Here is a 12,909-nt window from a genome sequence, read left to right on the forward strand (position 1 = left end):
CGCGGAGGCGCGGAGACGCGGAGGGTTGGTTCTTGATGGATATCGACCAGATCAGTGGCGATGTGATCGACGTGGCAATCCGCGTGCATCGGGAGTTGGGCCCCGGTCTTCTGGAGAGTGTGTATGAGGCGATTCTTGCCAGCAAGCTGGCAAGGATGGGATATGTGGTCGACCGTCAGCGCTCCGTGGACATCGAGTTCGAGGACATATTGTTCGAAAGCGCCTTTCGCATCGATCTGCTCGTGGAAGGCCGATTGATCGTCGAGATCAAATCGGTCGAGCGTTTGATTCCCGTCCACAGCAAGCAGCTTCTGACCTATCTCCGCTTGATGAGGCAGCCCGTAGGGCTGCTGTTGAATTTTGGAGGCGAGACCCTGAAAGAGGGGCTGAAACGTGTGGTGAATGACCATCATCCCTCCGCGACTTCGCGCCTCCGCGTGAACCAATCACTTTCTTCTTCTTGATTGATAGGATGAACATGTTCGATCTCACAGGCATGACCGCGCTCGTCACCGGCGCTTCCGGCGGTATCGGTTCGGCCATCGCCAAGGCACTGGCGGAACAGGGCGCCAAGCTGGCGGTGTCCGGCTCGAATGCCGAGAAGCTGGAGGCGTTCCGTACCGGCCTGGGCGGCGAGCATGTCGCGCTCGCCTGCAACCTCTCCGATCGCGCCGCGGTCGACGCGCTGGTGCCGCAGGCGGTGGAAGCGCTGGGCGGCAAGCTCGACATTCTCGTCAACAATGCCGGCGTCACCCGCGACAACCTGGCGATGCGGATGAAGGACGAGGAGTGGGAGCAGGTGATCCAGGTCAATCTGGAAGCCGCGTTCCGCCTGATGCGCGCGGCGGCCAAGCCGATGATGAAGGCGCGCTTCGGCCGCATGATCTCGATCACCTCGGTCGTCGGTGCCACCGGCAATCCGGGCCAGGCCAACTATGCCGCGTCCAAGGCCGGCCTGGTCGGCATGTCCAAGGCGCTGGCGCAGGAACTCGCCAGCCGCAACATCACCGTCAACTGCGTGGCGCCGGGCTTCATCCGGTCGGCGATGACGGACGTTCTGCCGGATGCGCAGAAAGAGGCGCTGCTTGGCCGCATTCCTGCCGGAAAGCTGGGCGAGGGCGAGGATATCGGCGCGGCGGTCGTCTATCTCGCCAGCAAGGAAGCGTCCTATGTGACGGGGCAGACCTTGCATGTGAACGGCGGGATGGCGATGCTCTGAGCCGAGAGGCCGGGGGGCATGGAGTAGGAAGAATATGCGTCTGGTGCTTGCCACTGCATTTGTACTTGCGTTCGCCACCCCGGCCCTTGCGGCTCCGGCGGACCCTGCGTCGATCGGCTGTGTCGGGCAGAAGCTCGATGTGGCGGTGAAGGCGCAACTCGGCGCCGATGTTGAGCGCAATCTTGCCATGCCCGGCCAGCGGCCGAAATACTCTCCGGCGGTCACGCGCGGGCTGAACGATGCGACGACGGCCTGCGCCAACGAGCGCGGCTGGAGCGGTGCGGCGGCGACGGCGTCGGGTGTCTATGCGCTCGCTGAAGTCGGGCTGCCAGTAGCCAGGCGCGTGGTGCAGGCGAAGGGATTCGATCCGGCCGCGCTCGACCGGCAGTTCGCCGCATTGCCCGACGAGGTGCGCCGCAAACCATTGATGCCAAAGGCAACGCAGGACCTGATCCGCGCCGCCGTTACCGATGAAGCACAACAGACCCGCGCCAATGCGGAACTGCTTGCGCAATATTTTGCGTTTCTCAACACGCTGGAATATGCTGTCGCGGACTTTTCCCGATAGCGGGGCGGGGGCCTTGCGGCTTCCTCTTGCAACCGCCACGGCGGCATTCTAGGTGCGGGAAAACGCATTCAGAGCCCCATCACAAAGGAAAACAGGGACCATGGCCAACCAGGAAGAGATCACCACCCGCGTGCAGGCGCTCGTTGTCGACCATCTGGGCGTCGACGCCAAGGACGTGGTGCCGACCGCGAGCTTCACCGACGACCTCGGCGCGGACAGCCTTGACATCGTCGAGCTGGTGATGGCCTTCGAGGAAGAATTCGGGGTCGAGATCCCGGACGACGCCGCGGAGAAGATCAGCACCGTCGGCGACGCCGTTGCCTACATTTCCGAGCATCAGCAGGGCTGACGCTCGAACGGCGATACCAGCCCGGATGGGCCGGAATTGCGACTAGGCGGCTTCCCGTCCCGTGCCTCTGGCGATGCGGACGGGGAGCCGTTTTGTATTACGAACGAACCGAACTGAAATTGACTGGAGAACTGCCATGCGCCGCGTAGTCGTGACCGGCCTGGGCCTCGTTACCCCGCTGGGGGCCGATGTCGAAACCGCCTGGAAAAACATCCTCGCCAGCAAGTCCGGCGCGGGCACGATCACCAAGTTCGACGCGACGGATTTCCAGAGCAACTATGCCTGCGAAGTGAAGCCAGCCGATCATGAATATGGTTTCGATGCGGGCAAGCGCGTCGACCACAAGATCCAGCGCCAGGTCGATCCCTTCATCGTCTTCGGCATCGATGCGGCTGGCCAGGCGATCGAAGATGCCGGCTTGACCGACATGCCCGAGGAAATGCGTTTCCGCGCCGGCTGCTCGATCGGTTCGGGCATTGGCGGCCTGCCGGGTATCGAGAGCGAATCGCTCGTGCTCCATGAAAAGGGCCCGAAGCGCGTTTCGCCGCACTTCGTCCATGGCCGCCTGATCAACCTCATTTCGGGCCAGGTCTCGATCAAGTACGGGCTGATGGGTCCGAACCATGCGGTGGTCACCGCCTGCTCGACCGGCGCGCACTCGATCGGCGACGCCGCGCGGATGATCGCGATGGACGACGCCGACATCATGCTCGCCGGCGGCGCAGAAAGCACCGTCTGCCCGATCGGCATCGCGGGCTTCGGCCAGGCGCGCGCGCTTTCCACCGGCTTCCGCGACGATCCGACCAAGGCGAGCCGCCCCTGGGACCAGGGCCGTGACGGCTTCGTGATGGGCGAGGGCGCGGGCGTGGTGGTGCTCGAGGAATATGAGCACGCCAAGCGCCGCGGCGCCAAGATCTATGCCGAAGTGGTCGGCTATGGCCTGTCGGGCGACGCCTATCACGTCACCGCGCCGCACCCCGAAGGCTCGGGCGCGTTCCGTTCGATGCAGATGGCGGTGCGCAAGTCCGGCCTCGCGCTGGGCGACATCGACTATATCAACGCGCACGGCACCTCGACCCCGATGGGCGACGAGCTGGAGCTCGGCGCGGTGCGGCGCCTGTTCGGCGATGCGCTCGGCAGCCTGTCGATGAGCTCGACCAAGTCGGCGATCGGCCACCTGCTGGGCGGCGCCGGCGCGGTGGAGAGCATCTTCTGCATCCTGGCGCTGCGCGACCAGATCGTGCCGCCGACGCTCAACCTCGACAACCCGAGCGAGAATTGCGCGGGCGTCGACCTGGTGCCGCATGTCGCCAAGGAGCGGAAGGTGAAGGCCGTGCTGAACAACTCGTTCGGCTTCGGCGGCACCAATGCCAGCCTGGTGATGAAGGCGCTCTGAGCCGATGGCGAAGGACGCGCGACCCCGTTCGGCCAAGCGTGCGCCCGCACGTCGAAGTCGTGGGCCGCGCGTCCTCCTCGTCGCCGCGCTGCTGCTGGTCGCGGCCTTCGCGGGCGGCTGGTTCCTCTGGGCGGGCCCCGGCCCTGCGACGCGGGAACTGAGTGTTGTCGTGCCCGAGGGTGCGACGCTCTCCCGCGCAGCGCACGAGTTGGAGAAGGCGGGGGCGATTCATTCGCGCTCGCTCTTCCTCGCCTTTGCGAAGGTGCTCGGCGGCAGCGGCACGATCCGCGCCGGTGAATATCGCATCGAACCGCGGACGAGCGCACAGCGAATCCTGGAGATGCTGCAGAACGGCAAGACGCTGCAGCGGCTGGTGACGGTGCCCGAGGGTATGCCGTCGATCCTCGTTGCTGAGGCGCTTGCCAAGGCGCCAGCGCTTACCGGCACCGTCAAGACGCCTGAAGAAGGCTCGGTGCTGCCTGACAGCTATGCCTATGTGCGCGATGAACCGCGCGCTGCCGTGCTTGCGCGGATGCAGGAGGCAATGACTGCCTATCTCGCCAAGGCCTGGGCCGGACGCGACAAGTGGCTGGCAGTTACCACGCCGAGGGAAGCCGTTATTCTCGCCTCGATCGTTGAGAAGGAAACCGGCAAACAGGCCGAGCGGACGACGGTCGCCGCCGTTTATGCCAACCGGTTGAGGGCGGGGATGCCGCTCCAAGCCGATCCGACGATCATCTATCCGGTGACCAAGGGCAAGCCGCTCGGCCGCCGCATCTTGCAATCGGAACTGCGCGCCAAGAATGGCTACAACACCTATGCGATGCGCGGTCTGCCCGAGGGACCGATCGCCAATCCGGGGCGCGCGTCGATCGACGCGGTGCTGCACCCGGCCCGGTCCAGGGCGCTGTATTTCGTCGCCGACGGCACGGGTGGGCATGTCTTCGCCGAGACCTATGAACAGCACCAGGCGAATGTGGCGAAGTGGTACGCCATCCGTCGCGCGCGCGGCGAAATGTAACGTCATCTTCGCCCGCTTGTCTCGATCGCGCGGGCATGTAACAAAGTCTCCCTGATCCAAGAACATAGGGGGATTTGAATGCGTCGTGCTGCCTTGCTGTCGTTGTTGCTCGCCACCACCAGCCCGGTCTGGGCGCAGGAGAAGCCGGCGGCCAAGGGTCCGGATCATCGCGAGCAGATGAAGGCGGAGGCCGAAGCGGCCTGGTCCAAGCCTTCGGTCGAAGAGGCCAGCGCGGTCAGCCACGCCGCGGTCACTGTCGGCGGCCAGCGCATCGCCTATACCGCTACCGCCGGCACGCTCACCATCCGCGACGATGACGGCAAGCCGACCGCCTCTTATTTCTACACCGCCTATACCCGCGATGGCGCGGCACGCGACACGCGTCCGGTTACCTTCTTCTACAATGGCGGACCCGGTTCGCCGACGATCTGGCTGCACATGGGCAGCTTCGCGCCGGTACGCGTCACTACCGGTAACCCGGAATATATCCGCCCGGCACCCTATGGCTTCGGACCCAATCCGGACTCGCTGATCGACAAGAGCGACCTCGTCTTCATCGACGCGCTCGGCGCCGGCTGGTCGCGACCGCTGGGCGAAAAAACCGGCAAGGACTTCTGGGGCGTCGACCAGGATGCGGACGGATTCGCCCGCGCCATCCTGCGCTACACCAGCAAGTTCGATCGCTGGCCGAGCCCGAAGTTCCTGTTCGGCGAGAGCTATGGGACGCTGCGCAATCCGGTCGTCGCCGCCAAGCTGGAGGATGCGGGGCTGAGCCTCAACGGCATGGTCCAATTCTCCACCATCATGAACTATGGCGTGCGCCAGCCGGGCTACGACCAGAATTTCCTCACGCTGTTCCCGACCATGGCGGCGACGGCTTGGTACCATAACCGGTTGCAGAACCGCCCGGCCGATCTGCCGACCTTCATGGGCGAGGTGCGTGCCTTCACCAGCGGGCCCTATGCGGCGGCGCTGGCCAAGGGATCGACCATCTCGGCCGAGGAGAAGGCCGCGATCGCCAAGAAGATGGCGGAATATACCGGGATCAGCGAGGCCTATATCCTCCGCGCGGACCTGCGCCTGACCCTGCCGCGCTTCCAGACCGAGCTGCTGCGCGATCGCCGCCAGGCGGTGGGCCGGCTTGATTCGCGCTATCTGCTCAACGTCACCGACGCCAATGCCGACAGCCCGTCCGACGATCCGGCTTCGACCGCCGTCACCGGCGCCTTCGTGGCGACGTTCCAAGACTATGCGACGCGCGTGCTCGGCTACAAGACTGACATGCCTTATCGTATGACCGCGCGAGGCCCCGGCTTCGACTGGGACTGGAAGCACCGCACGCCCGATGGCAGCGGTACGCAGCTCGCGCCGAACAGCGCCGTCGACCTGGCCTATACGATGCGGACCAATCCGTATCTGAAGGTGCTGTTCATGAACGGCTATTACGACTTCGCCACGCCTTTCTACGGCGCCGAGTTCGATGTCAGCCATATGCTGCTCGACCCGCAGCTTCAGAAGAACATCCGCTTCACTTATTACGACGCGGGCCACATGGTGTATCTGAACCCCTTGACGATGCCCCAGATGCATCGGGATCTTGCCGCCTGGTATGATGAGGCGCTCCGGTCCCCCTCGGCCAAGGCGGTGCAGAACTGATCGCGTGCGCCGGCCCTGGGCCCGGCGGGTTTACGCCAAGGGCCGGCGAATGGGCTATGGGGCCCTAATCGCAGCGCACGCGCTCCGCTTCACTCGCATCGCCATTCTGGTGGAAGACGAAGTACCATTTGTAATGGAATTCCGGTCCAGGCGATGCTGATTTCGCCCAATCGGGATCGTCGGCATAGAAACACCGCATGGTCGCCTCCCGGGGAATAGATAGACGCGGGCGCCGAGCATCCAGCTGGCAGTGCCGGCATCGACAGCTTCGCCGATCAGCCCGGCATAGCGGATGCGCTCGTCGACAGTTAGTTTGCCAGCTGCCGTTCGAACGGCAGGGCAGCGTTGGCCGGAAGCTTGGTTCCGGTACGGACCATCAGCAGGTCGAGCAGGCACCGCCTGCAGCAACTGCATCCGCTCTGCCAGGACTGCGCTATTGTCGCCTTGGCGTGGGGCGTCGGCGCGCCATACCGCTACCGATGGCACGCAATCTGCCGATATACAGGACGAAGCGTACCCAAATCGTTTCGCGCGAGCAGGTCGCCGCCGGATCCGCCGCAATGCGGCTGCGCCCAATCGCCGGAGCGCGGCGGAGTGAAGAGTCAGCGGCCCTCAGCGGCCGGGCTGCCGCGGCGGCGGTGCGGAGACACCCGCTTCGGTCTGCGTCACCGGCTTCATCGTCCCGTCGGCATTGTACTCGAGATACTCCACGGTTACCGCACGGCGGCCAATGGCGCCGTTGAGATCGCCGATCGCCAGCGCCGCATTGTGCAGGAACACATACCAGCTCCCCTTGAATGCCACGATGCCGGGATGGATCGTGAAGCTGTATTTGCCCGATCCCGTCAGTTCTCCGCGATAGGTCCATGGTCCGGTGATCGCCGGCGCAGTCGCATAGGAAACGCGCTCGTCGCGGTGGCGGGAGCGATCGAGCGAGGCATAGGTGAGGTAATAGAGCCCGCCACGCTTGTGCAGCCACGGGCCCTCTTCGAAGTTCGGCGGGGTGATTTCCTGGATGGGCCCGTCAATTTCGATCATGTTGGGCTTGAGCTTGGCAATGTAGCACTGCCGGTTGCCCCATGCGATCCAGGTGGTGCCGTCGTCATCGGTAAGAACCGTGGGATCGATATCTTCCCAGCTATGGGTTCCTTTCGGCGTCATCTGGTTGGTGATCAGCGCCGATCCGCGCGCGTCAACGAAGGGGCCGGTGGGTGTATCGGAAACGGCAACCCCGATCGCCTTTCCGGGGTGGCTGCCGTCATGTTCGACGGCGGCGTAGAAATAGAACTTGCCGTTCTTCTCGATCGCCTGCGACGCCCAGGCATCCTTCTTGGCCCATGTGAAATCCGCGACGTTCATGATCGGGCCGTGATCAGTCCAGTGCTGCATGTCCGTCGTGGAATAGACGAGCCATTCGCGCATGTTGAACATTTCGTCCCGCTGCGCTTCGTCATGGCCGACATAGAGGTAGAGGCGATCGCCCACGACCAGCGGCGCCGGATCGGCGGTGAACTTGTCTCGCACAATGGGATTCGATCCGGCGGCGCGCGGCGCCTGCGCGTGGGCCGGAGCAACCCAGCCAGCCGCTGCCAAGGCTAGCAACGCGGGGATCGATCGTATCATGCCAGGCCATCCTCTTCGTTCGGCGGCAGGCGTCCCCGCGCCTGCGCGCGAGGGGCGCCTGCCATGCCGCCAGCGGCGGACTATGGCGTGGGCGGAGCGGTGCCGGCAACTACGACCATCGCGCGATTGCGCCGCCCATGGCGGCGGCGGTAGGAAAGCGCGCTTGCGCCTTGTGGCCGCTGCTCCGCTGCCGTCCTTGTCTCAGAAAATGTGCCGGGCGGCAGGGAGGCGTTCGGCCGATCAGCTCTTGGTGGCTTCCAAGTCGGGATCGAGCATCCGGTGCAGGTGCACGACGACATAGCGCATCTCGGCGTCGTCGACTGTGCGCTGGGCAGCGGCGCGCCATGCCTTTTCGGCGCTGGCATAATCGGGGAAGATGCCGACCACGTCGAGCTTGGACGGGTCGACGAAATCGAGGGTCGTCGGATCGGCAACGCGGCCGCCGAAGACCAGGTGAAGTTTGCTCATTGCGCCTCCTGGGGGTGGGGGATGCCGCAGCCCTTACCGGGACTGCGGCACCTCGCTCAACCCCTTATAGGCGCCTCACCGCTTTGCGGTTGCGTCCTTGGCGGCGTCGATCACCGTGCCGAATAGCGCGGAGACGCGTTCCTTGGTCGCGTCGCTATTCGGGATCAGCGATTCGATTTGTGTGCGGCCGCTTTCCTTGGCCGCCTGCACCGCGGCAGCGGCACCATCGGCCAGCTTGCGGCCGATCGGCTCCAACGCCGCCTTTTCACGATCGAAGCGGGGCAGCAACATGCCGATCAGCACGCCCACCGCAACGCCGCCGGCGAGCAGCAGCGCGGGGTTTTCGGCGAGGCGCGATCCGGTTTCGGTTTCGGTGCTCATGGCATCATCCTTCTATGCGGTCTTGGGAGGCCGAACCCTTGGCCGGGTCGGCGGTTTCGTGCTTGTTCTTCCGGAAAATGTCGACGATCCAGCCACGGGCAAGGACCAAGCCGATGCCACTCGTCACGGCGGCGGCGAGCCAGGGGCGCTGGCGCACGGCCTGGGTGCCTTCGCGAGCAATGCTGGTCACGCTCTGCTTGGCATTTTCCACCGCTTCCTGGGCGAGATTGGCGGGTTTCAGCCGCTCCTGCAGCGTGCCGACCGTCGCCATCAGCTTGTCGCGTGCCGTACGAGCGCGGGCACGGGCGGCATCCGGGTCGCGCGGCACCGTCATTTCGTCGCTCCCATCACGCGCTGGACGCCCCGCGCGGCCGCCCAGCCGAGCAGCGCCGCAAAGACCAGGCTGATACCCACGACGATTAGCGTCGCCCAGCCGGGACCGATCAGTGTTGCCAGCGTAAGGATCGCGCCGACGATCAACCCGATCGCCGCCGCCAGCGCCAGCGCGAGCGCAAGCATGGCGGCAATCGCCGCGCCTTTCAATTCGGCGACCTTAACCCGTGCCAGCGCCTTGTAGTATTCGAGCTCGGCACGGGCATAGTCCTTGGCGTCCTCGGTGAGCTGGCCGATCAGCGCACCGATGCCGGCGTCTTCCGTCTGGGGGGCGTCCATGCCCTGTGCTGCCCGTCCTTAGTTCCGGGTTGTGCCGGGCGACGCCGGCGTGCCGACGCCCGCGGGCTCGGCCTTGAGATCTTCGGCTGGCGGTGTGTCGCCGCTGGGCTTCGCCTCGTTGCCGGCTGCTTCGATGCCTGACTTGAGCACGCGGGCCAGCACGAAGCCGAGTGCGGCTGCCGTACCCACGGCAATCGCCGGGCTCTTCTTCACGAACTCGGTCGCTTCCTCGAGCAGTTCGTTCACGTCCTTGCTGCGCAGCGATTCGGCGAAGCCAGCGATCCCGTCCGCGGCGGTGCGCGCATACTGGCCATATTGCTCGCCGAGCTTGGCATCTACGTCGCCGGCAGCCGTGCGCATCATCTCCGCGACTTCGTCGAGCGCGGTGGTGGCGCGCTCCTTGCCGGTTCCGGCAAAACCGAGGATGTGCTCCTTGGCCTGATCCGCATATTTCGCGGCTTCTTCGCGAATCGTGTCCGACGCGCTGCGCTTGGCGCCCGAATCCTCGGTGCCGTTGCCGGTTGCGCCGGTGGCACCCATGTTGCCTGCGAGCGGATCGCCCGCGATGCTGGTCGTTTCGTCTACCATGATCAAAAACCCTCCATGCTCGTCGAAACAACAACGGCCCCGTTTGCGAGTTCCCTTGCGAACCGCTAGAGGCACCGCGCGCCTCATTCCTGACATGTTACGGAGACCATGACGTGACCGCAATCATCGACGTCCACGCCCGCCAGATTCTCGACAGCCGTGGCAACCCCACGGTGGAAGTGGATGTCCTGCTGGACGATGGCAGCTTCGGCCGCGCCGCCGTGCCCTCGGGTGCCTCCACCGGTGCCCATGAGGCGGTGGAAAAGCGCGACGGCGACAAGTCCCGCTGGCTCGGCAAGGGCGTCGAAGGCGCCGTAGATGCGGTGAACGGTGAGATTGCCGAGGCGGTTCTCGGCCTCGACGCCGAAGACCAGGCCGATCTCGACCGCACCATGATCGAGCTGGACGGCACCGCCAACAAGGGGCGCCTGGGCGCCAACGCGATCCTGGGCGTGAGCCTCGCCGCCGCCAAGGCCGCTGCCGACGCGCGCGGGCTGCCGCTCTATCGCTATGTCGGCGGCGTCAACGCGCACGTCCTGCCGGTGCCGATGATGAACATCATCAACGGCGGCGAGCATGCCGACAACCCGATCGACTTCCAGGAATTCATGATCGTGCCGGTCGGCGCCGAGAACATCGTCGAGGCGGTGCGCTGCGGTTCGGAAATCTTCCACACGCTGAAGAAGAAGCTGCGCGAGAAGGGCCTGGCGACCGGCGTGGGCGACGAGGGCGGCTTCGCGCCGAACATCGCGTCGACCACCGAAGCGCTCGACTTCATCATGACCAGCATCGAAGCCGCCGGGTACAAGCCCGGTGACGACGTGATGCTCGCGCTCGACTGCGCCGCCACCGAGTATTTCAGGGACGGCGCCTACAAGATGGTGGGCGAGGGCAAGACGCTCTCCTCGATCCAGAACGCCGAGTTCCTGGCCAAGCTCGCCGCCGACTATCCGATCTTCTCGATCGAGGACGGCATGGCCGAGGACGATTTCGAGGGCTGGAAGGCACTGACCGACCTGATCGGCGGCAAGGTGCAACTGGTGGGCGACGATCTGTTCGTGACCAACCCCGAGCGTCTCGCCATGGGCATCGAGAAGGGCCTCGCCAACTCGCTGCTCGTCAAGGTCAACCAGATCGGCACGCTGACCGAGACGCTGGAGGCGGTCAGCCTCGCCCAGCGTTCGTCCTACACCGCGGTGATGTCGCACCGTTCGGGCGAGACCGAGGACGCGACGATCGCCGATCTCGCGGTCGCCACCAACTGCGGCCAGATCAAGACCGGCAGCCTCGCGCGCTCGGACCGGCTCGCCAAGTACAACCAGCTGATCCGCATCGAGGAAGAGCTGGGCGACGCGGCGGTCTATGCCGGCCGTTCGGTGCTGCGCCGCGCCTGACCCTCAGTAGGAACCGCAATCTTGCTAAGAGCCGATCGATCAGCGAAAAACACGGGCATGAAGCGCGCTTCGCCCATGTCCACGCTGCTGCGCCGCGCGGGGCTTCCCGCCGCGGCGCTGATCGCCATCGGCTTCTTCGCCTATAACGCGGTTCTGGGGCCCAACGGGATCGTCGCCGCCAAGCAGGTTCGGCAGGAACTTGCCACCAAGCAGCGCGAATATGCGGTGCTGGAGAAGAAGCGCGCCGAACTGAAGAATCGAGTCGATCTGCTCGATCCGAAGCACGGCGCTGATCCCGACATGGTCGACGAACTGGCGCGCAAGCAGCTCAACGTCGTCCGCCCCGACGAAGTGATCATCCCGCTCGACAAGAAGTGACGGCCGTAGCGGCACCTGTTGCCAGCCACGGCGGAGCGTCTTAGTGCGGATGAACGTGGGCCGAACCCGCGCGTTGGTTGCAAGCCTTGCAAGAACGCGCGTATAGGCACCCGCCTTTCCCCTCCCCGGATGAGGAATATCTGATCGTGGCCAAAGCACCGGCACGCAACGCACCGACCCCACCCGCCGTACCGAATCGCGAGCGGCCCAGCGAACCGGAACGGTTCAAGGCCTCGAAGGAGCAGCTGCTCGAATTCTACCGCCAGATGCTGCTGATCCGCCGCTTCGAAGAGAAGGCGGGCCAGCTCTATGGCCTCGGCTTCATCGGCGGCTTCTGCCACCTGTATATCGGCCAGGAAGCCGTGGCAGTCGGCCTGCAGTCGGCGCTGGACGGCGAGAAGGACTCGGTGATCACCGGCTATCGCGACCATGGCCACATGCTCGCCTACGGTATCGACCCCAAGGTGATCATGGCCGAGCTGACCGGCCGCGGCGCGGGTATCTCGCGCGGCAAGGGCGGCTCGATGCACATGTTCTCGACCGAGAAGAAGTTCTACGGCGGCCACGGCATCGTCGGCGCGCAGGTCTCGCTCGGCACCGGCCTCGCCTTCGCGCACAAGTATAACGAGGATGGCGGCGTCGCCATGGCCTATTTCGGCGACGGCGCCGCGAACCAGGGCCAGGTGTACGAATCGTTCAACATGGCCGAGCTGTGGAAGCTCCCGATCATCTACGTGATCGAGAACAACCAGTACGCCATGGGCACCAGCGTCAACCGCTCCTCGGCCGAAGACCAGCTGTACAAGCGCGGCGAGAGCTTCCGCATCCCGGGCATCCAGGTGGACGGCATGGACGTGCTCGCCTGCCGCGGTGCCGCCGAAGAGGCGCTCGCCTGGGTGCGCGCCGGCAAGGGCCCGATCATCCTCGAGATGAAGACCTATCGCTATCGCGGCCACTCGATGTCCGATCCGGCCAAGTATCGCAGCCGCGAGGAAGTCCAGTCGGTCCGCGACAAGTCGGACCCGATCGAGGCGGTCAAGCGCGAGCTCGAGACGATGGGCGTCACCGAAGAGCAGCTCAAGCCGCTCGAGGCCGAGATCCGCAAGATCGTGAATGAATCGGCGGACTTCGCCGAACAGACGCCGGAGCCCGATCCGGCCGAACTCTATACCGACGTACTGGTGGAGACCTACTGA

At 65.1% G+C, this 12,909-nt stretch carries 16 protein-coding genes; 10 read left to right on the forward strand and 6 right to left on the reverse strand.

Translation table 11 applies throughout. From position 1 onward, the window contains the following. The first annotated feature begins 35 nt into the window (after positions 1-35). The 7 genes from DD559_RS18290 to DD559_RS18320 all read left to right on the forward strand — a co-directional run bounded on the left by DD559_RS18290 (position 36) and on the right by DD559_RS18320 (position 6,209). On the forward strand, positions 36-464 hold the full coding sequence (locus DD559_RS18290) for a GxxExxY protein (RefSeq protein WP_116470432.1): 429 nt from the start codon (positions 36-38) through the stop codon (positions 462-464). Positions 465-478: 14 nt separating this feature from the next. Further along, complete coding sequence (gene fabG / locus DD559_RS18295; RefSeq protein ID WP_116471024.1) at positions 479-1,219, forward strand: 3-oxoacyl-[acyl-carrier-protein] reductase; 741 nt, start codon at positions 479-481, stop codon at positions 1,217-1,219. Between the two features lie 139 nt (positions 1,220-1,358). Next, the gene (locus tag DD559_RS18300; RefSeq protein WP_240610330.1) at positions 1,359-1,787 is read left to right on the forward strand and encodes a hypothetical protein; all 429 of its coding nucleotides are present in this window, start codon (positions 1,359-1,361) and stop codon (positions 1,785-1,787) included. A gap of 100 nt (positions 1,788-1,887) precedes the next feature. Continuing rightward, a complete protein-coding gene (locus tag DD559_RS18305) occupies positions 1,888-2,136 on the forward strand; it encodes an acyl carrier protein (RefSeq protein WP_010543822.1) in 249 nt (82 codons plus the stop codon). A 136-nt stretch (positions 2,137-2,272) separates the two neighbouring features. Further along, positions 2,273-3,532, forward strand: a complete 1,260-nt coding sequence (gene fabF, locus DD559_RS18310) for a beta-ketoacyl-ACP synthase II (protein WP_116470434.1) — start codon at positions 2,273-2,275, stop codon at positions 3,530-3,532. Positions 3,533-3,536: 4 nt separating this feature from the next. Continuing rightward, a complete protein-coding gene (mltG, locus tag DD559_RS18315; protein WP_116470435.1) occupies positions 3,537-4,553 on the forward strand; it encodes an endolytic transglycosylase MltG in 1,017 nt (338 codons plus the stop codon). Between the two features lie 78 nt (positions 4,554-4,631). After that, positions 4,632-6,209 (forward strand): S10 family peptidase, encoded by a 1,578-nt coding sequence (locus DD559_RS18320; RefSeq protein WP_116470436.1) that lies wholly within the window; start codon positions 4,632-4,634, stop codon positions 6,207-6,209. A gap of 612 nt (positions 6,210-6,821) precedes the next feature. On the opposite strand, the gene DD559_RS18330 is transcribed toward DD559_RS18320, so the two are convergent. The 6 genes from DD559_RS18330 to DD559_RS18355 form a co-directional block, all read right to left on the reverse strand. After that, positions 6,822-7,832: a glycoside hydrolase family 43 protein gene (locus DD559_RS18330; protein ID WP_116470437.1), complete on the reverse strand. Its 1,011-nt coding sequence runs from the start codon at positions 7,830-7,832 to the stop codon at positions 6,822-6,824. Between the two features lie 240 nt (positions 7,833-8,072). Then, positions 8,073-8,300, reverse strand: coding sequence for a DUF4170 domain-containing protein (locus DD559_RS18335; protein WP_116470438.1), 228 nt, complete (start codon positions 8,298-8,300; stop codon positions 8,073-8,075). Between the two features lie 75 nt (positions 8,301-8,375). Further along, complete coding sequence (locus tag DD559_RS18340) at positions 8,376-8,681, reverse strand: hypothetical protein (protein ID WP_116470439.1); 306 nt, start codon at positions 8,679-8,681, stop codon at positions 8,376-8,378. 4 nt (positions 8,682-8,685) lie between these two features. After that, on the reverse strand, positions 8,686-9,015 hold the full coding sequence (locus DD559_RS18345) for a DUF3618 domain-containing protein (protein ID WP_116470440.1): 330 nt from the start codon (positions 9,013-9,015) through the stop codon (positions 8,686-8,688). Further along, positions 9,012-9,353 carry a phage holin family protein gene (locus tag DD559_RS18350; protein ID WP_116470441.1) on the reverse strand — a complete coding sequence of 114 codons (342 nt, stop codon included), beginning with the start codon at positions 9,351-9,353 and terminating at the stop codon, positions 9,012-9,014. Before DD559_RS18350 ends, DD559_RS18345 begins: the two co-directional genes overlap by 4 nt. Positions 9,354-9,371: 18 nt before the next feature. Continuing rightward, the gene (locus tag DD559_RS18355; RefSeq protein WP_116470442.1) at positions 9,372-9,941 is read right to left on the reverse strand and encodes a hypothetical protein; all 570 of its coding nucleotides are present in this window, start codon (positions 9,939-9,941) and stop codon (positions 9,372-9,374) included. 113 nt (positions 9,942-10,054) lie between these two features. On the opposite strand from DD559_RS18355, the gene eno reads away from it, so the two are divergent. The 3 genes from eno (at position 10,055) to pdhA (ending at position 12,909) form a co-directional block, all read left to right on the forward strand. Continuing rightward, a complete protein-coding gene (eno, locus tag DD559_RS18360) occupies positions 10,055-11,335 on the forward strand; it encodes a phosphopyruvate hydratase (protein WP_116470443.1) in 1,281 nt (426 codons plus the stop codon). Positions 11,336-11,392: 57 nt separating this feature from the next. Then, the gene (locus tag DD559_RS18365) at positions 11,393-11,713 is read left to right on the forward strand and encodes an FtsB family cell division protein (RefSeq protein ID WP_116470444.1); all 321 of its coding nucleotides are present in this window, start codon (positions 11,393-11,395) and stop codon (positions 11,711-11,713) included. Positions 11,714-11,859: 146 nt separating this feature from the next. Further along, entirely contained in the window at positions 11,860-12,909 is a 1,050-nt protein-coding gene (gene pdhA / locus DD559_RS18370; protein WP_019367919.1) for a pyruvate dehydrogenase (acetyl-transferring) E1 component subunit alpha, read from the forward strand.

Origin of the sequence: Sphingomonas pokkalii (assembly GCF_003096275.1) — a bacterium.
GTDB lineage: Bacteria > Pseudomonadota > Alphaproteobacteria > Sphingomonadales > Sphingomonadaceae > Sphingomonas > Sphingomonas pokkalii.

What these genes read in the sequence shown, in the direction of transcription:
- DD559_RS18290 (WP_116470432.1), top strand. Translation starts at nt 36, where the DNA reads ATGGATATCGACCAGATCAGTGGCGATGTGATCGACGTGGCAATCCGC.
- fabG (WP_116471024.1), top strand. Translation starts at nt 479, where the DNA reads ATGTTCGATCTCACAGGCATGACCGCGCTCGTCACCGGCGCTTCCGGC.
- DD559_RS18305 (WP_010543822.1), top strand. Translation starts at nt 1,888, where the DNA reads ATGGCCAACCAGGAAGAGATCACCACCCGCGTGCAGGCGCTCGTTGTC.
- fabF (WP_116470434.1), top strand. Translation starts at nt 2,273, where the DNA reads ATGCGCCGCGTAGTCGTGACCGGCCTGGGCCTCGTTACCCCGCTGGGG.
- mltG (WP_116470435.1), top strand. Translation starts at nt 3,537, where the DNA reads ATGGCGAAGGACGCGCGACCCCGTTCGGCCAAGCGTGCGCCCGCACGT.
- DD559_RS18320 (WP_116470436.1), top strand. Translation starts at nt 4,632, where the DNA reads ATGCGTCGTGCTGCCTTGCTGTCGTTGTTGCTCGCCACCACCAGCCCG.
- DD559_RS18330 (WP_116470437.1), bottom strand. Translation starts at nt 7,832, where the DNA reads ATGATACGATCGATCCCCGCGTTGCTAGCCTTGGCAGCGGCTGGCTGG.
- DD559_RS18335 (WP_116470438.1), bottom strand. Translation starts at nt 8,300, where the DNA reads ATGAGCAAACTTCACCTGGTCTTCGGCGGCCGCGTTGCCGATCCGACG.
- DD559_RS18340 (WP_116470439.1), bottom strand. Translation starts at nt 8,681, where the DNA reads ATGAGCACCGAAACCGAAACCGGATCGCGCCTCGCCGAAAACCCCGCG.
- DD559_RS18345 (WP_116470440.1), bottom strand. Translation starts at nt 9,015, where the DNA reads ATGACGGTGCCGCGCGACCCGGATGCCGCCCGTGCCCGCGCTCGTACG.
- DD559_RS18350 (WP_116470441.1), bottom strand. Translation starts at nt 9,353, where the DNA reads ATGGACGCCCCCCAGACGGAAGACGCCGGCATCGGTGCGCTGATCGGC.
- DD559_RS18355 (WP_116470442.1), bottom strand. Translation starts at nt 9,941, where the DNA reads ATGGTAGACGAAACGACCAGCATCGCGGGCGATCCGCTCGCAGGCAAC.
- DD559_RS18365 (WP_116470444.1), top strand. Translation starts at nt 11,393, where the DNA reads ATGAAGCGCGCTTCGCCCATGTCCACGCTGCTGCGCCGCGCGGGGCTT.